The organism is Rhizobium aethiopicum, assembly GCF_014197535.1.
Lineage (GTDB): Bacteria > Pseudomonadota > Alphaproteobacteria > Rhizobiales > Rhizobiaceae > Rhizobium > Rhizobium aethiopicum_A.
This window is the reverse complement of record NZ_JACIFV010000001.1, coordinates 219,253-236,372: the sequence shown is the minus strand read 5'-3', so window position 1 is coordinate 236,372 and position 17,120 is coordinate 219,253. Positions and strand designations below refer to the sequence as shown.

At 59.9% G+C, this 17,120-nt stretch carries 22 protein-coding genes; 21 read left to right on the top strand and 1 reads right to left on the bottom strand.

The window, feature by feature from the left end; translation table 11 throughout:
• Nucleotides 1-47 precede the first annotated feature (47 nt).
• The gene (gene rpoC / locus GGD53_RS01295; protein ID WP_064801902.1) at nt 48-4,256 is read left to right on the top strand and encodes a DNA-directed RNA polymerase subunit beta'; all 4,209 of its coding nucleotides are present in this window, start codon (nt 48-50) and stop codon (nt 4,254-4,256) included.
• A gap of 100 nt (nt 4,257-4,356) precedes the next feature.
• Here the strand turns inward: rpoC and GGD53_RS01290 are convergent, their stop codons facing one another.
• Nucleotides 4,357-4,650: a hypothetical protein gene (locus GGD53_RS01290; RefSeq protein WP_064801904.1), complete on the bottom strand. Its 294-nt coding sequence runs from the start codon at nt 4,648-4,650 to the stop codon at nt 4,357-4,359.
• 496 nt (nt 4,651-5,146) lie between these two features.
• Between GGD53_RS01290 and rpsL the strand changes: the two genes are divergently transcribed.
• The 20 genes from rpsL (at nt 5,147) to rpsH (ending at nt 17,089) form a co-directional block, all read left to right on the top strand.
• Entirely contained in the window at nt 5,147-5,518 is a 372-nt protein-coding gene (rpsL, locus tag GGD53_RS01285; RefSeq protein WP_003547537.1) for a 30S ribosomal protein S12, read from the top strand.
• Nucleotides 5,519-5,596: 78 nt separating this feature from the next.
• Nucleotides 5,597-6,067: a 30S ribosomal protein S7 gene (rpsG, locus tag GGD53_RS01280; RefSeq protein WP_004669085.1), complete on the top strand. Its 471-nt coding sequence runs from the start codon at nt 5,597-5,599 to the stop codon at nt 6,065-6,067.
• Between the two features lie 29 nt (nt 6,068-6,096).
• Nucleotides 6,097-8,196: an elongation factor G gene (gene fusA, locus GGD53_RS01275; RefSeq protein ID WP_184452876.1), complete on the top strand. Its 2,100-nt coding sequence runs from the start codon at nt 6,097-6,099 to the stop codon at nt 8,194-8,196.
• A 68-nt stretch (nt 8,197-8,264) separates the two neighbouring features.
• Nucleotides 8,265-9,440, top strand: coding sequence for an elongation factor Tu (gene tuf, locus GGD53_RS01270; protein ID WP_184452874.1), 1,176 nt, complete (start codon nt 8,265-8,267; stop codon nt 9,438-9,440).
• Nucleotides 9,441-9,746: 306 nt separating this feature from the next.
• On the top strand, nt 9,747-10,055 hold the full coding sequence (gene rpsJ, locus GGD53_RS01265) for a 30S ribosomal protein S10 (RefSeq protein WP_003547547.1): 309 nt from the start codon (nt 9,747-9,749) through the stop codon (nt 10,053-10,055).
• 33 nt (nt 10,056-10,088) lie between these two features.
• Complete coding sequence (gene rplC / locus GGD53_RS01260; RefSeq protein ID WP_004674916.1) at nt 10,089-10,730, top strand: 50S ribosomal protein L3; 642 nt, start codon at nt 10,089-10,091, stop codon at nt 10,728-10,730.
• A gap of 13 nt (nt 10,731-10,743) precedes the next feature.
• Nucleotides 10,744-11,364: a 50S ribosomal protein L4 gene (gene rplD / locus GGD53_RS01255; RefSeq protein WP_010028977.1), complete on the top strand. Its 621-nt coding sequence runs from the start codon at nt 10,744-10,746 to the stop codon at nt 11,362-11,364.
• Nucleotides 11,361-11,654, top strand: a complete 294-nt coding sequence (locus tag GGD53_RS01250) for a 50S ribosomal protein L23 (protein WP_003547550.1) — start codon at nt 11,361-11,363, stop codon at nt 11,652-11,654. Before rplD ends, GGD53_RS01250 begins: the two co-directional genes overlap by 4 nt.
• Nucleotides 11,655-11,665: 11 nt before the next feature.
• Nucleotides 11,666-12,502, top strand: a complete 837-nt coding sequence (gene rplB, locus GGD53_RS01245; RefSeq protein ID WP_184452872.1) for a 50S ribosomal protein L2 — start codon at nt 11,666-11,668, stop codon at nt 12,500-12,502.
• 15 nt (nt 12,503-12,517) lie between these two features.
• A complete protein-coding gene (gene rpsS / locus GGD53_RS01240; RefSeq protein ID WP_007531666.1) occupies nt 12,518-12,796 on the top strand; it encodes a 30S ribosomal protein S19 in 279 nt (92 codons plus the stop codon).
• Between the two features lie 2 nt (nt 12,797-12,798).
• Nucleotides 12,799-13,188: a 50S ribosomal protein L22 gene (rplV, locus tag GGD53_RS01235; protein ID WP_064801907.1), complete on the top strand. Its 390-nt coding sequence runs from the start codon at nt 12,799-12,801 to the stop codon at nt 13,186-13,188.
• Nucleotides 13,188-13,922: a 30S ribosomal protein S3 gene (gene rpsC, locus GGD53_RS01230; protein ID WP_003573793.1), complete on the top strand. Its 735-nt coding sequence runs from the start codon at nt 13,188-13,190 to the stop codon at nt 13,920-13,922. Before rplV ends, rpsC begins: the two co-directional genes overlap by 1 nt.
• Before the next feature lie 38 nt (nt 13,923-13,960).
• Entirely contained in the window at nt 13,961-14,374 is a 414-nt protein-coding gene (gene rplP, locus GGD53_RS01225) for a 50S ribosomal protein L16 (protein ID WP_003573792.1), read from the top strand.
• Nucleotides 14,375-14,386: 12 nt separating this feature from the next.
• Nucleotides 14,387-14,587 (top strand): 50S ribosomal protein L29, encoded by a 201-nt coding sequence (rpmC, locus tag GGD53_RS01220; protein WP_008521335.1) that lies wholly within the window; start codon nt 14,387-14,389, stop codon nt 14,585-14,587.
• A 12-nt stretch (nt 14,588-14,599) separates the two neighbouring features.
• On the top strand, nt 14,600-14,839 hold the full coding sequence (gene rpsQ, locus GGD53_RS01215; protein WP_004674926.1) for a 30S ribosomal protein S17: 240 nt from the start codon (nt 14,600-14,602) through the stop codon (nt 14,837-14,839).
• Nucleotides 14,840-15,100: 261 nt separating this feature from the next.
• A complete protein-coding gene (gene rplN, locus GGD53_RS01210; RefSeq protein WP_003573790.1) occupies nt 15,101-15,469 on the top strand; it encodes a 50S ribosomal protein L14 in 369 nt (122 codons plus the stop codon).
• Between the two features lie 12 nt (nt 15,470-15,481).
• Nucleotides 15,482-15,790: a 50S ribosomal protein L24 gene (gene rplX / locus GGD53_RS01205; protein ID WP_004674929.1), complete on the top strand. Its 309-nt coding sequence runs from the start codon at nt 15,482-15,484 to the stop codon at nt 15,788-15,790.
• Nucleotides 15,783-16,340, top strand: coding sequence for a 50S ribosomal protein L5 (gene rplE / locus GGD53_RS01200; protein ID WP_011424985.1), 558 nt, complete (start codon nt 15,783-15,785; stop codon nt 16,338-16,340). The genes rplX and rplE overlap by 8 nt, the downstream gene beginning before the upstream one ends.
• 32 nt (nt 16,341-16,372) lie before the next feature.
• Nucleotides 16,373-16,678: a 30S ribosomal protein S14 gene (gene rpsN, locus GGD53_RS01195; RefSeq protein ID WP_018115514.1), complete on the top strand. Its 306-nt coding sequence runs from the start codon at nt 16,373-16,375 to the stop codon at nt 16,676-16,678.
• Between the two features lie 12 nt (nt 16,679-16,690).
• A complete protein-coding gene (rpsH, locus tag GGD53_RS01190; protein WP_004674934.1) occupies nt 16,691-17,089 on the top strand; it encodes a 30S ribosomal protein S8 in 399 nt (132 codons plus the stop codon).
• The last annotated feature ends 31 nt before the right edge of the window (nt 17,090-17,120 follow it).

Below are 17,120 nucleotides of genomic sequence, written 5' to 3'. Positions count from 1 at the left end.
CCGGCCATCGCATTTTGAGGGCGCTTTAGCCCATGAAGGAGACAGGCATGAACCAAGAGGTCATGAATCTTTTCAATCCGCAGGTGCCTGCACAGAATTTCGATTCCATTCGGATTTCGATCGCGTCTCCGGAGAAGATCCTCTCCTGGTCCTACGGTGAGATCAAGAAGCCGGAAACCATCAACTACCGTACGTTCAAGCCGGAACGCGACGGTCTGTTCTGCGCGCGCATCTTCGGCCCGATCAAGGACTACGAATGCTTGTGCGGCAAGTACAAGCGCATGAAGTACAAGGGCATCATCTGCGAAAAGTGCGGCGTCGAAGTCACGCTGTCGCGCGTTCGCCGTGAGCGCATGGGCCATATCGAGCTCGCTGCTCCCGTTGCCCACATCTGGTTCCTGAAGTCGCTGCCGTCGCGCATCTCGACACTGCTCGACATGACGCTGAAGGATGTCGAGCGCGTTCTCTACTTTGAAAACTACATCGTCACCGAGCCGGGCCTGACCGCTCTCAAGGAGCACCAGCTCCTCTCGGAAGAAGAGTACATGCTCGCCGTCGACGAATACGGCGAAGACCAGTTCACCGCGATGATCGGCGCTGAGGCGATCTACGAGATGCTGGCCTCGATGAACCTCGAAAAGATCGCTGGCGATCTGCGCTCCGAGCTTGCCGACACCACGTCGGACCTCAAGCAGAAGAAGCTGATGAAGCGCCTGAAGATCGTCGAGAACTTCATGGAGTCAGGCAATCGTCCCGAATGGATGATCATGAAGGTCGTTCCGGTCATCCCGCCGGATCTGCGCCCGCTCGTTCCGCTCGACGGCGGCCGTTTCGCGACGTCGGATCTGAACGATCTCTATCGCCGCGTCATCAACCGCAACAACCGTCTGAAGCGCCTCATCGAACTGCGCGCTCCGGGCATCATCATCCGCAACGAAAAGCGCATGCTGCAGGAATCTGTCGACGCGCTCTTCGATAACGGCCGCCGCGGCCGCGTCATCACCGGCGCCAACAAGCGTCCGCTGAAGTCGCTGTCCGACATGCTGAAGGGTAAGCAGGGCCGCTTCCGTCAGAACCTGCTCGGCAAGCGCGTCGACTATTCCGGCCGTTCGGTCATCGTCACCGGTCCGGAATTGAAGCTGCATCAGTGCGGTCTTCCGAAGAAGATGGCGCTCGAACTCTTCAAGCCGTTCATCTATGCCCGCCTCGACGCCAAGGGTTACTCCTCGACCGTCAAGCAGGCCAAGAAGCTGGTCGAGAAGGAAAAGCCGGAGGTCTGGGATATCCTCGACGAGGTCATCCGCGAACATCCGGTTCTCCTGAACCGCGCACCGACGCTGCACCGCCTGGGCATCCAGGCCTTCGAACCCACCCTGGTCGAAGGCAAGGCCATCCAGCTGCACCCGCTCGTCTGCACGGCCTTCAACGCCGACTTCGACGGCGACCAGATGGCTGTTCACGTGCCGCTGTCGCTCGAAGCCCAGCTCGAAGCCCGCGTGCTGATGATGTCGACCAACAACATCCTGCACCCGGCAAACGGGGCGCCGATCATCGTTCCCTCGCAGGACATGGTTCTCGGCCTGTACTATCTCTCGATCCTGAACCAGAACGAGCCGGGCGAAGGCATGGCCTTCTCCGATCTCGGCGAGCTGCATCACGCGCTGGAAAACAAGGTCGTGACGCTGCACACCAAGATCCGCGGCCGCTTCAAGTCGATCGGCGAGGATGGCAAGCCCTACTCGAAGATCTATGAGACGACGCCCGGCCGTCTGCTCATCGGCGAACTGCTGCCGAAGAACGGCAAGGTGCCCTTCGACATCTGCAACCAGGAAATGACCAAGAAGAACATCTCCAAGATGATCGACACGGTCTACCGCCATTGCGGCCAGAAGGACACGGTCATCTTCTGCGACCGCATCATGCAGCTCGGCTTCGCCCATGCCTGCCGTGCCGGCATTTCGTTCGGCAAGGACGACATGGTCATTCCGGACACGAAGGCCAAGATCGTCAACGACACCGAAAATCTGGTGAAGGAATACGAGCAGCAGTACAATGACGGCCTCATCACCCAGGGTGAAAAGTACAACAAGGTTGTCGACGCCTGGGGCAAGGCGACCGAAAAGGTCGCCGAAGAGATGATGGCGCGCATCAAGGCGGTCGAATTCGACGAGAACACCGGCCGTCAGAAGCCGATGAACTCGATCTACATGATGAGCCACTCCGGCGCCCGCGGTTCTCCGAACCAGATGCGCCAGCTGGGCGGCATGCGCGGCCTGATGGCCAAGCCGTCGGGCGAAATCATCGAGACGCCGATCATCTCGAACTTCAAGGAAGGCCTGACCGTCAACGAGTACTTCAACTCGACGCACGGCGCCCGTAAGGGACTGGCAGACACCGCCTTGAAGACTGCAAACTCCGGTTACCTGACCCGCCGTCTCGTCGACGTCGCGCAGGATTGCATCGTCACGCACGTCGATTGCGGCACCGAAACCGGCCTGACCATGACCGCCATCGTCGATGCCGGCCAGGTCGTCGCCTCGCTCGGCGCCCGTATTCTCGGCCGCACGGCGCTCGACGACATCGATCATCCGGTGACGGGTGAGCGCATCGTCGATGCTGGCAAGATGATCCTCGAGCCGGATGTCATCGAAATCGAGAAGGCCGGTATCCAGTCGATCCGCATCCGCTCGGCGCTGACCTGCGAAATCCAGACGGGCGTCTGCTCGGTCTGCTACGGCCGCGACCTTGCGCGCGGTACGCCGGTCAACATGGGCGAAGCCGTCGGCGTCATCGCCGCTCAGTCGATCGGCGAGCCGGGAACCCAGCTCACCATGCGTACCTTCCACCTTGGCGGTACGGCAACCGTGGTCGACCAGTCGTTCCTGGAAGCCTCGTACGAGGGTACGGTGCAGATCAAGAACCGCAACGTGCTGCGCAACTCTGAAGGCAGCCTCGTTGCCATGGGCCGCAACATGACCGTCCAGATCCTGGACGAGCGTGGCGTCGAGCGCTCTTCGCAGCGTGTCGCCTACGGTTCGAAGCTGCATGTGGACGAAGGTGACAAGGTCAAGCGCGGCCAGCGTCTGGCGGAGTGGGATCCTTACACCCGTCCGATGATGACGGAAGTTGCCGGTACCGTTCAGTTCGAAGACCTCGTCGATGGTCTCTCGGTTCTGGAAGCGACCGACGAATCCACCGGCATCACCAAGCGTCAGGTCATCGACTGGCGTTCGACCCCGCGCGGCTCGGATCTCAAGCCGGCGATCGTCATCAAGGACGCCAGCGGCAATGTCGCGAAGCTGTCGCGTGGTGGTGACGCCCGCTTCCTGCTCTCGGTCGACGCCATCCTGTCGGTCGAGCCGGGCACGAAGGTCTCCCAGGGTGACGTTCTCGCCCGTTCGCCGCTCGAAAGCGCCAAGACCAAGGACATCACCGGCGGTCTGCCGCGTGTTGCCGAACTGTTCGAAGCTCGCCGTCCGAAGGATCACGCCATCATCGCAGAGATCGATGGTACGATCCGCCTCGGCCGCGACTACAAGAACAAGCGTCGCGTCATCATCGAGCCGGCGGAAGACGGTGTCGAGCCTGTCGAATACCTGATCCCGAAGGGCAAGCCCTTCCACCTTCAGGACGGCGACTATATCGAAAAGGGTGACTATATCCTCGACGGTAACCCGGCTCCGCACGACATCCTGGCGATCAAGGGCGTGGAGGCTCTTGCTTCCTATCTCGTCAACGAAATCCAGGAAGTCTACCGCCTGCAGGGCGTCGTCATCAACGACAAGCACATCGAGGTGATCGTCCGTCAGATGCTGCAGAAGGTGGAGATCACCGATGCCGGCGACTCGACCTACATCGTCGGCGACAACGTCGACCGGATCGAGCTGGAGGACGTCAACGACCACCTGATCGAACAGGGCAAGAAGCCCGCCAGCGGCGAGCCGGTTCTTCTCGGCATCACCAAGGCGTCGCTGCAGACCCCGTCCTTCATCTCGGCCGCGTCCTTCCAGGAAACGACCAAGGTGCTGACGGAAGCTGCAATCGCCGGCAAGACCGACGGTCTGCAGGGTCTGAAGGAAAACGTCATCGTCGGCCGCCTCATTCCGGCTGGCACCGGCGGCACCATGACCCAGATCCGCCGCATCGCCACGTCGCGCGACGAGCTCATCCTCGAAGAGCGCCGCAAAGGCACTGGTGCAGCCGTTGCCACCCCGATGCTGCAGGACATGGCCGAAAACGCCCCGGCTGCGGAATAATCCGCAGCTGAGGTCCACGAATTGAAAAACCGCCCGGAGCGATCCGGGCGGTTTTCGTTTGTGCTAGTCTTTGATTGATAGGGGAGGGAAGGCGTTCCCGTCAGTTGAACCGGATGATCGCGACCTCGCCATCGACCGCGCCCTGGTAGGCCGAGGCGTGCGGCTCTTCCGCCGGAATTTCGGTCAGCATGCCGATCTGGTCGAGATCGGCCTCGATGAAACCCTCCTCGGCAAGAGCGTTCAGGGCTTCGCGCACGGCGGTGTCGTCATCGGGCGCCTGCAGCAGGATGTGCAGGTCGATGCCTTCGCTGGCCTCGGACTCATAGCCTTTGCCGATGATGATGAAGATCATCGGCCCGTCGAAATTATTGTCGTTATCAGGTGTCGTGATCATCGCCTGTCCTCGGTTCCTGGAGATTCGCTTTGTCGAATCCGCTGAGAGGACCTAACGCCGCAATTGCTGATTCCTTAACTGCTTTTGCTGCAAGGCCCAAGTTTTTATCTTGGCGCACGTCCCTGAATGCGTCTAGAAGGATGAAAACAGGGCGTTCGGCCCGCATATCAAGGTGATGCGGCCAAGTTTATTTCTTAACCGGCCTTGACGGGAAGGGTGGAAACCAGTAGTACCCGGCCCATCAGATCCCATGTGAGGCTTGGCTGTTCGGGGCGACGCGCCCTGAAATTCACCTCAAACAAGGTTCTAAACGCACGTTGAAGTCATGATGCTGCACGCATGACGCAGTATTTTATGCGTCCTCTGCTCCTTGTGGTCCATCTGCGGAAGCGGATCGGGCCATATTTTGCGCATTGACGGAAAGCATGCGTCATTGCCGGAGACGGCGTGAGTTCAAGCCCGCAAGGGTACTGAGATAAACGTAAGGGATGGTTGAATGCCTACCGTAAACCAGCTGATCCGCAAGCCTCGCCAGGCGAACGTAAAGCGTAATAAGGTTCCCGCTCTCCAGGAGAACCCGCAGAAGCGCGGCGTTTGCACGCGCGTCTACACGACCACGCCGAAGAAGCCGAACTCGGCTCTGCGTAAGGTCGCAAAGATCCGCCTGACCAACGGCTTCGAAGTCATTGGTTACATCCCCGGCGAAGGTCACAACCTTCAGGAACACTCCGTCGTCATGATCCGCGGCGGCCGCGTCAAGGACCTTCCGGGTGTCCGTTATCACATCATCCGCGGCGTTCTCGATACCCAGGGTGTCAAGAACCGCAAGCAGCGTCGCTCCAAGTACGGTGCGAAGCGTCCGAAGTAATTCGGATTTTGAGTAATCCGGCGCTGCGCGAGGTCCTCCGCGTGATGAAGCGCCTTAACGGTTGAAGAGACGAAAAGTATGTCCAGACGTCATAAAGCAGAAAAGCGCGAGATCAATCCGGATCCGAAGTTCGGTGACCTCGTCGTGACCAAGTTCATGAATGCCATCATGCTCGATGGTAAGAAGTCCGTTGCTGAAAACATCGTCTACGGTGCGTTCGACGCCGTCCAGGGCAAGTCGAAGCAGGAGCCGCTTTCGGTTTTCCATTCTGCGCTCGACAACATTGCCCCGCACGTTGAAGTCCGCTCGCGCCGCGTCGGTGGTGCGACCTATCAGGTTCCGGTCGACGTCCGTCCGGAGCGCCGCCAGGCTCTCGCCATTCGCTGGCTGATTGCCGCTGCCCGCAAGCGCAACGAAACCACCATGATCGACCGTCTGTCCGGCGAACTGCTCGATGCGTCCAACAACCGCGGCTCCGCCGTCAAGAAGCGCGAAGACACGCACAAGATGGCTGACGCCAACCGCGCGTTCTCGCACTATCGCTGGTAATTCCGAACGGTATCGAAAGGCAGTCCACAATGGCTCGCGAATATAAGATCGAAGACTACCGCAATTTCGGTATCATGGCGCATATCGACGCCGGCAAGACCACGACCACCGAGCGTATCCTTTATTACACCGGCAAGTCGCACAAGATCGGCGAAGTCCACGACGGCGCAGCCACCATGGACTGGATGGAGCAGGAGCAGGAGCGTGGCATCACGATCACGTCCGCTGCCACCACGACCTTCTGGAAGGGCCGTGACGGCAAGATGCGCCGCTTCAACATCATCGACACTCCCGGCCACGTCGACTTCACCATCGAAGTCGAGCGTTCGCTGCGCGTTCTCGACGGCGCCATCGCGCTGCTCGACGCCAACGCCGGCGTGGAGCCGCAGACGGAAACCGTCTGGCGTCAGGCCGAGAAGTACAATGTTCCGCGGATGATCTTCTGCAACAAGATGGACAAGACGGGTGCGGACTTCTATCGCTCGGTCGAGATGATCAAGACCCGTCTCGGCGCAACGGCTGTCGTCATGCAGCTGCCGATCGGTGCGGAAACCGAATTCAAGGGCGTTATCGACCTCGTCGAAATGAACGCCCTGATCTGGCGTGACGAATCGCTCGGCGCCCAGTGGGACGTCGTCGAGATCCCGGAAGATCTGAAGGCCAAGGCTGAAGAATATCGCGAAAAGCTGATCGAGACCGTTGTCGAGATCGACGAAGCTGCGATGGAAGCCTACCTCGAAGGCAACATGCCCGACAACGATAAGATCCGCGAACTCGTTCGCCGCGGCACCATCGACGTCAAGTTCCATCCGATGTTCTGCGGCACTGCCTTCAAGAACAAGGGTGTGCAGCCGCTGCTCGACGCCGTCGTCGATTACCTGCCGTCGCCGCTCGACATTCCGGCGATCAAGGGCATCGACTTCAAGACCGAAGCCGACATCGAGCGTCATGCAGACGACGCCGAGCCGCTGTCGATGCTGGCGTTCAAGATCATGAACGATCCCTTCGTCGGTTCGCTCACCTTCGCACGCATCTACTCCGGCAAGCTCGAAAAGGGCTCTTCGGTTCTGAACACGGTCAAGGACAAGCGCGAGCGCGTCGGCCGCATGCTGCAGATGCACTCCAACTCGCGTGAAGACATCGAAGAAGCCTTTGCAGGCGACATCGTTGCTCTCGCCGGCCTCAAGGAAACCACCACCGGCGATACGCTCTGCGATCCGCTGAAGCCGGTTATCCTCGAGCGCATGGAATTCCCCGAGCCGGTCATCCAGATCGCCATCGAGCCGAAGTCCAAGGGCGACCAGGAAAAGATGGGCCTCGCGCTCAACCGCCTGGCAGCTGAAGACCCGTCCTTCCGCGTGAAGACGGACCAGGAATCCGGCCAGACGATCATTGCCGGCATGGGCGAACTGCATCTCGACATCATCGTTGACCGCATGCGCCGCGAGTTCAAGGTCGAAGCAAACGTCGGTGCGCCGCAGGTTGCTTACCGCGAAACCATCACGCGCCAGACCGAAGAAGACTACACGCACAAGAAGCAGACCGGTGGTACCGGCCAGTTCGCGCGCGTCAAGATCATCTTCGAACCGAACCCGGAAGGCGAAGACTTCAAGTTCGAATCCAAGATCGTCGGCGGCTCTGTTCCGAAGGAATACATCCCGGGCGTTCAGAAGGGCATCGAAAGCGTCCTGTCCTCCGGTCCGCTGGCTGGCTTCCCGATGCTCGGCGTCAAGGCGACGCTCATCGACGGCGCCTTCCACGACGTCGACTCCTCGGTCCTGGCGTTCGAAATCGCTTCCCGCGCTTGCTTCCGTGAAGCAGCGAAGAAGGCCGGCGCTCAGCTCCTCGAGCCGATGATGAAGGTCGAAGTCGTCACCCCGGAAGATTACGTCGGCGACGTTATCGGCGACCTCAACTCCCGCCGTGGCCAGATCCAGGGTCAGGAAAGCCGTGGCATCGCGGTTGTCATCAGCGCCAACGTTCCGCTGGCCAACATGTTTAAGTACGTCGACAACCTGCGTTCCATGTCGCAGGGCCGCGCTCAGTACACGATGACCTTCGACCACTACGCGCCGGTCCCGTCGAACGTCGCAACCGAAATCCAGGCAAAGTATTCCGGTCAGAAGTGACCGGAATACCAATTGACCGATAACAAGAATTAGCTCCCCTCGGGGACTAGCAAAACGGAGAGCCGAAAATGGCAAAGAGTAAGTTTGAGCGCAACAAGCCGCACGTCAACATTGGCACGATCGGCCACGTTGACCACGGCAAGACGTCTCTGACGGCAGCGATCACGAAGTACTTCGGTGAGTTCAAGGCGTACGACCAGATCGACGCGGCTCCGGAAGAGAAGGCGCGCGGCATCACGATCTCGACGGCGCACGTTGAGTATGAGACGCCGAACCGCCACTACGCGCACGTCGACTGCCCCGGCCACGCCGACTACGTCAAGAACATGATCACCGGTGCGGCGCAGATGGACGGCGCGATCCTGGTTTGCTCGGCTGCTGACGGCCCGATGCCGCAGACGCGCGAACACATCCTGCTCGCCCGCCAGGTCGGCGTTCCGGCGATCGTTGTGTTCCTGAACAAGGTCGACCAGGTTGACGACGCCGAGCTTCTCGAGCTGGTTGAGCTCGAAGTTCGCGAACTTCTGTCGTCCTACGACTTCCCGGGCGACGACATTCCGGTCGTCAAGGGTTCGGCGCTTGCCGCTCTTGAAGATTCCGACAAGAAGATCGGCGAAGACGCCATCCGCGAACTGATGGCAGCGGTCGACGCCTACATCCCGACGCCTGAGCGTCCGGTTGACCAGCCGTTCCTGATGCCGATCGAAGACGTGTTCTCGATCTCGGGCCGTGGTACGGTCGTGACCGGCCGTGTCGAGCGTGGCATCGTCAAGGTTGGTGAAGAAGTCGAGATCGTCGGCATCCGCCCGACTTCGAAGACGACGGTGACCGGCGTTGAAATGTTCCGCAAGCTGCTCGATCAGGGCCAGGCCGGCGACAACATCGGCGCGCTGATCCGCGGTGTGAACCGTGACGGCGTCGAGCGTGGTCAGATCCTGTGCAAGCCGGGCTCGGTCAAGCCGCACAAGAAGTTCAAGGCAGAAGCCTACATCCTGACGAAGGAAGAGGGCGGCCGTCATACGCCGTTCTTCACCAACTACCGTCCGCAGTTCTACTTCCGCACGACGGACGTTACCGGCATCGTGACGCTTCCGGAAGGCACGGAAATGGTCATGCCGGGCGACAACGTCACGGTCGACGTCGAGCTGATCGTTCCGATCGCGATGGAAGAAAAGCTGCGCTTCGCCATCCGCGAAGGCGGCCGCACCGTCGGCGCCGGTATCGTCGCTTCGATCGTCGAGTAATTCCTTCGGCCACTCCGGTGGGGTGGCCGATTCGATGACAATATTATGATACAGGCGGCGCAAGCCGCTTGCTTATTACAAAGAAATGTAGCAAATGGCGCGCGAGCGCGATTTGCGCGCCGCTTTGGATGACGAAGCGGTGACTGAACAAGCAAATAAGGTGGGCTAGAAGGCCCTGAAGACTGGATAGGGACGCCGGCATCGGCGCCCTCTCGATCTTTGAAACCGGTGGTCCGCCTTAGGAAGAAAGAACAACCCGTGTCTTGTTGAGAGACATGCGGAAAACAAACACAAGGATAACGTCGAATGAACGGCCAAAATATCCGCATTCGCCTGAAGGCGTTCGATCACCGGATTCTCGATGCTTCCACGCGCGAGATCGTGTCGACGGCGAAGCGCACCGGTGCAAGCGTCCGGGGCCCCGTTCCGCTTCCGACCCGTATCGAGAAGTTTACGGTCAACCGGTCCCCGCACATCGACAAGAAGAGCCGCGAACAGTTCGAGATGCGCACGCATAAGCGCCTGCTCGACATCGTAGACCCGACCCCGCAGACGGTAGACGCGCTGATGAAGCTCGATCTCGCCGCCGGTGTCGATGTTGAGATCAAGCTCTGAGCTTGCTCGAGCTGAGTTGGAAGGATTGAACCGATGCGTTCAGGTGTGATTGCACAAAAGGTGGGAATGACCCGCGTCTACAACGACGCCGGTGAGCATGTCCCGGTAACGGTACTGCGTATGGACGGCTGCCAGGTCGTTGCCACGCGCACTGTCGAAAAGAATGGCTATACCGCAGTTCAGCTCGGTGCCGGCCAGGCGAAGGTAAAGAACACGTCGAAGGCGATGCGCGGCAACTTTGCCGTTGCCAACGTAGAGCCGAAGGCCAAGCTCGCAGAATTCCGCGTGTCGGAAGACAATCTGCTGGAGATCGGCACGGAGCTCAAGGCGGGTCACTTTGCCGCCGGTCAGCTCGTTGATGTGACGGGTACGACCATCGGTAAGGGTTTTGCCGGCGCCATGAAGCGCCACGGTTTCGGCGGTCTGCGCGCCACGCACGGTGTGTCGGTTTCGCACCGTTCGCATGGTTCGACCGGCTCGCGCCAGGATCCGGGCAAGGTTTTCAAGAACAAGAAGATGGCTGGTCACATGGGCCAGACGCGCGTCACGACGCAGAACCTGGAAGTGGTTTCGACCGACGAAGATCGCGGTCTGATCCTGATCAAGGGTGCTGTTCCCGGTTCCAAGGGTGCCTGGATCATCGTGCGCGACGCCGTCAAGTCGGCCGCGAAGTAAGGGAGCCAGATCAATGGAATTGAACGTCAAGACCCTCGAGGGAAAAGACGCCGGGAAGGTCTCCCTTTCGGACGAGATTTTCGGCCTCGAGCCCCGCGAAGACATTCTCGCCCGCGTTATCCGCTGGCAGCTTGCCAAGAAGCAGCAGGGCACGCACAAGGCAAAGGGCCGCGCTGAAGTTTCGCGCACCGGCGCCAAGATGTACAAGCAGAAGGGTACGGGCCGCGCTCGTCACCATTCGGCTCGCGCTCCGCAGTTCCGCGGCGGCGGCAAGGCCCATGGCCCGGTCGTTCGCAGCCACGAGCACGACCTTCCGAAGAAGGTTCGCGCACTCGGCCTTCGCCATGCCCTTTCGGCCAAGATCAAGGCTGATGACGTCATCGTCATCGACAACCTTGTCGCAGCTGAAGCCAAGACCAAGGCTCTCGCGTCCGTTTTCGAGACGCTCGGCCTGACCAACGCCCTCTTCATCGGCGGCGCAGAGCTTGACGGCAACTTCAAGCTCGCAGCTCAGAACATCCCGAATATCGATGTTCTGCCGATCCAGGGCATCAACGTTTACGATATCGTGCGCCGCGGCAAGCTCGTGCTTTCCAAGGCTGCGGTTGAAGCGCTAGAGGAGCGATTCAAGTGACCGATCTTCGCCACTACGATGTGATCGTCTCTCCGGCGATCACCGAAAAGTCCACGCTGGTATCCGAAAACAACCAGGTTGTTTTCAATGTCGCCAAGCAGGCGACAAAGCCGGAAATCAAGGCTGCTGTCGAGGCGCTGTTCGGCGTCAAGGTTACGGCCGTCAACACTCTGCTGCGCAAGGGCAAAACCAAGCGGTTTCGCGGTTTCGTCGGCAAGCAGAAGGACGTGAAGAAGGCTGTCGTGACGCTGGCTGAAGGCCAGACGATCGACGTCTCCACCGGTCTCTGAGGAATAAAAAAATGGCATTGAAAACATTCAATCCGACGACCCCGAGCCAGCGTCAGCTGGTCATCGTGGACCGCTCCTCGCTCTACAAGGGCAAGCCGGTCAAGGCGCTGACGGAAGGTCTGACCAAGAGCGGCGGTCGTAACAACCTCGGCCGCATCACGGCTCGCTTCATCGGTGGCGGTCATAAGCGCAGCTACCGACTGGTCGACTTCAAGCGTCGCAAGTTCGATGTCGAAGGCACGGTCGAACGTATCGAATACGATCCGAACCGCACGGCTTTCATCGCGCTGGTGAGCTATTCGGATGGCGAGCAGGCCTACATCATCGCTCCGCAGCGTCTCGCTGCCGGCGACAAGGTCATCGCTTCGGAAAAGGCTGTCGACGTCAAGCCCGGCAACACCATGCCGCTGCAGTACATCCCGGTCGGCTCCATCATCCACAACGTGGAAATGAAGCCGGGCAAGGGCGGTCAGATCGCTCGTTCCGCCGGTTCCTATGCACAGCTCGTCGGCCGTGACCAGGGCATGGCGATCCTTCGCCTGAATTCCGGTGAACAGCGCCTCGTCAGCGGCATCTGCCTTGCTTCGATCGGCGCCGTTTCCAACCCGGACCACGCCAACATCAACGACGGCAAGGCCGGTCGTACCGTCTGGCGCGGCAAGCGTCCGCATAACCGCGGTGTCGTCATGAACCCGGTCGACCATCCGCACGGCGGTGGTGAAGGCCGCACCTCCGGTGGTCGCCATCCGGTGACACCGTGGGGCAAGCCGACCAAGGGCAAGCGCACCCGGTCGAACAAGTCGACCGATAAGATGATCATGCGCTCGCGTCATCAGCGCAAGAAGTAAGAGAGGAAGTCTCCAATGGCTCGTTCAGTATGGAAAGGTCCGTTCGTTGACGGCTATCTTCTCAAGAAGGCTGAGAAGGTTCGTGAAGGCGGACGTGCAGAAGTGATCAAGATCTGGAGCCGTCGCTCCACGATCCTGCCGCAGTTCGTCGGTCTTACCTTCGGCGTCTACAACGGCAGCAAACATGTCCCGGTCAGCGTCAATGAAGACATGGTCGGTCACAAATTCGGTGAATTCTCTCCGACCCGCACCTACTACGGTCACGGCGCGGACAAGAAGGCGAAGAGGAAGTAACAATGGGCAAGGCAAAAGCCGAACGCCGGCTGAAGGACAACGAGGCGCAAGCAGTCGCCCGCACGCTCCGCGTCAGCCCCCAGAAGCTCAACCTGGTTGCTGCGGCCATCCGCGGCAAGAAGGTCGAGCGTGCACTCGCTGAGCTGGAGTTCTCCCGCAAGCGCATCGCGGGCGCCGTCAGGAAGACGCTTGAATCCGCGATCGCCAACGCCGAGAACAACCACGATCTTGACGTCGACGCGCTTGTCGTCGCCGAGGCCTATGTCGGCAAATCGATCGTCATGAAGCGTTTCCACGCTCGTGGCCGCGGTCGCGCGTCGCGCATCGAAAAGCCCTTCGCGCACCTGACGATCGTCGTTCGTGAAGTGCAGGCAGCAGAGGAGGCCGCATAATGGGTCAGAAAATCAATCCGATCGGTTTCCGTCTCGGCATCAACCGTACTTGGGATAGCCGCTGGTTTGCGGACAATGCCGAGTACGGCCAGCTGCTGCACGAAGACCTCAAGATGCGCAAGTTCGTTATGAGCGAACTGAAGCAGGCAGGCATCTCGAAGGTGGTCATCGAGCGTCCGCACAAGAAGTGCCGCGTCACGATCCACTCGGCCCGTCCGGGCCTGATCATCGGCCGTAAGGGCGCCGACATCGACAAGCTCCGCAAGAAGCTGTCGGACATGACCAATTCGGAAACGCACCTCAACATCGTCGAAGTGCGCAAGCCCGAAGTCGACGCGACGCTGGTCGCTCAGTCGATCGCCCAGCAGCTCGAGCGCCGCGTGGCTTTCCGCCGCGCCATGAAGCGCGCCGTTCAGTCGGCAATGCGTCTTGGTGCCGAAGGCATCAAGATCACCTGCGCCGGCCGTCTCGGCGGTGCTGAAATCGCCCGTACTGAATGGTACCGCGAAGGTCGCGTGCCGCTGCACACGCTGCGCGCCGACATCGATTACGGCACGGCAGAAGCCGAAACCGCATTCGGTATCTGCGGCATCAAGGTCTGGATCTTCAAGGGCGAAATCCTTGAGCACGATCCGATGGCTTCCGAACGTCGCGCGCTGGAAGGCGACGCACAGGGTCCGGCAAGCCGCGAACGCGACCGTGGCGATCGTCGCCGCGAACGCGACAACGCGTAATTAGCGCTGGCGAAAGATAAGCTCGGAGAAGTAAGAAAATGTTGCAGCCAAAGCGTACTAAGTACCGCAAGCAGTTCAAGGGCCGCATCAAGGGCGTCGCCAAGGGCGGTTCTGACTTGGCATTCGGCGAATTCGGCCTGAAGGCTCAGGAGCCCAACCGCGTCAACGCACGCGAGATCGAAGCGGCTCGCCGCGCGATCACGCGTTACATGAAGCGCGCCGGCCGTGTATGGATCCGCGTGTTCCCGGACGTTCCGGTAACCGCAAAGCCGACCGAAGTCCGCATGGGTAAAGGTAAGGGCTCCGTTGAGTACTGGGCATGCAAGGTCAAGCCCGGTCGTATGATGTTCGAGATCGACGGCGTCAGCGAAGAGATCGCCCGCGAGGCGCTTCGCCTCGGCTCTGCCAAGCTCTCGGTCAAGACGCGCTTCGTACAGCGCATTGCAGAGTAAGGGATTGAGCTCATGAAAGCCTCAGACGTTCGCGCGCTCAGCGCCGACCAACTCAAGGACGAGCTTGCCAAGCTGAAGAAGGAGCAGTTCAACCTGCGCTTCCAGAAGGCGACCGGCCAGCTCGAAAAGTCCTCGCGCATCAACGAAGTCCGCAAGGACATCGCCCGCGTCAAAACCATTGCCCGCCAGAAGGCGGCAGAAGTTAAGGCCTAAAGGAAGAAAAACATGCCGAAGCGCATCCTGCAGGGCGTCGTCGTTGGCGACAAGAACGAGAAGACGGTAGTGGTCCGTGTTGAGCGTCGATTCGCTCACCCGCTGCTCCAGAAGACCGTTCGTCGTTCCAAGAAGTACAAGGCCCACGACGAAAACAACCAGTACAAGATCGGCGATACCGTATCCATCGAGGAATGCGCGCCGATCTCCAAGGACAAGCGCTGGACGGTGATTGCCGCCCAGGGCAAGTAACAGAATTTTGTGCGAGGCCTTGCGTCTCGCCGAAATATCTGTATGAAGCAGCGTCAGAACGCTCGAATGCCGGGCGTTCTTTTGCTTTGAGCGCACGGAAGGTCCCGTTCGGGAAACCACCCTGGCACGATCGACCCCGCGCTATTCAGCTATGCCGTGTTTTTGCCTGCCGTTACGGTAGGTTGGCCGGCGAACATTTTCATAAGCCGGGGTAGGGGGCTTAGGCCCAACCATTCCGGTAAACCAAGAAGGCGACCTGATATGATTCAGATGCAAACAAACCTCGACGTCGCGGATAATTCCGGCGCACGTCGTGTCATGTGCATCAAGGTGCTGGGCGGCTCGAAGCGCAAGTATGCCTCGATCGGCGACGTCATCGTCGTTTCGATCAAGGAAGCGATCCCGCGCGGCCGCGTGAAGAAGGGTGACGTGATGAAGGCGGTTGTCGTTCGCACCGCCAAGGATATCCGTCGTCCGGATGGCTCGGTCATCCGCTTCGACACCAACGCAGCAGTCCTCATCGACAACAAGAAAGAGCCGATCGGCACCCGTATCTTCGGACCGGTTCCGCGCGAACTTCGCGCCAAGAACCACATGAAGATCATCTCGCTGGCTCCCGAAGTACTGTAAGGAGCGGAAGCGATGCAAAAGATTCGTAAAGGCGACAAGGTCGTCATGCTCGCTGGCAAGGACAAGGGCCGCACCGGCGAAGTCGTTCAGGTCATGCCGAAGGAAGATCGTGCCGTCGTCCGTGGCGTCAACGTCGTAAAGCGCCACCAGCGCCAGACGCAGACCCAGGAAGCCGGCATCATCAACAAGGAAGCCCCGGTTCACCTGTCCAACATTGCAATCGTCGACAAGGACGGCAAGCCGACCCGCGTCGGTTTCAAGGTCGTTGACGGCAAGAAGGTCCGCGTGGCCAAGCGTTCTGGAGAAGTGATCGATGGCTGAGGCAAAATACGAGCCGCGGCTCAAGAAGGAATATGTCGAGCGCATCCGCAAGGCGATGCAGGAGAAGTTCTCCTACGCCAACGAGATGATGATCCCGAAGCTCGACAAGATCGTGATCAACATGGGCGTCGGTGAAGCGACCGCTGACTCGAAGAAGCCGACGGTTGCTGCCGCCGACCTCGCAGCGATCGCCGGTCAGAAGCCGGTCATCACCCGCGCACGCAACTCTATCGCAGGCTTCAAGGTCCGCGAAAACATGCCGATCGGCGCAAAGGTCACCCTGCGCGGCGCCCGCATGTACGAGTTCCTGGATCGCCTGGTCAACATCGCGCTCCCGCGCGTTCGCGACTTCCGCGGCCTGAACCCGAAGAGCTTTGACGGCCGTGGCAACTTCGCCATGGGCATCAAGGAGCACATTGTGTTCCCTGAAATCAACTACGACAAGGTTGATCAGATGTGGGGCATGGACATCATCGTTTGCACGACGGCGACGACCGACGACGAAGCACGGACTCTCCTGAAGGAGTTCAGCTTCCCGTTCCGTCAATAACCGTAACGACGAGCGTAGAAAAGGAACCTGACATGGCGAAGACAAGCGCAGTTGAAAAGAACAAGCGCCGCCGTAATACGGTCGCCAACCAGGCCGCAAAGCGGGCTGCGTTGAAGGCGATTATCATGAACCAGGCTCTTCCGATCGAAGAGCGGTTCAAGGCCTCGATCAAGCTGGCATCCCTGCCGCGCGATGGATCGAAGACCCGCATTCGCAACCGTTGCGAAGTATCGGGCCGTCCGCGCGCATACTACCGCAAACTGCGCATGTCGCGTATCGCGCTGCGTGAACTCGGCAATCTCGGCAAGGTGCCGGGCATCGTCAAGTCGAGCTGGTAAGGAGCAGGTTAGATGACAATGACTGATCCGTTGGGCGATATGCTCACCCGTATCCGCAACGGCGCTTCCCGCCGCAAGTCGTCGGTTTCGACGCCTGCGTCCAAGCTCCGTGCGCGTGTTCTCGATGTCCTGCAGTCCGAAGGCTACATCCGTGGCTATTCCGTTGTCGATTTCGGCAATGGCAAGTCGGAGCTCAACATCGAGCTGAAGTACTATGAAGGCGCATCGGTGATCCGTGAGATCGGCCGTGTGTCGAAGCCGGGCCGCCGGGTTTATGTCTCGGTCAAGTCCATTCCGCAGGTCGCGAACGGCCTCGGCATCACCATCCTTTCGACTCCGAAGGGTGTGATGGCCGATCACCAGGCTCGCGAACAGAACGTTGGTGGCGAGGTTCTTTGCTCGGTCTTCTAAGATCGGGCAGGGATCTCCATAGCGAACAGAC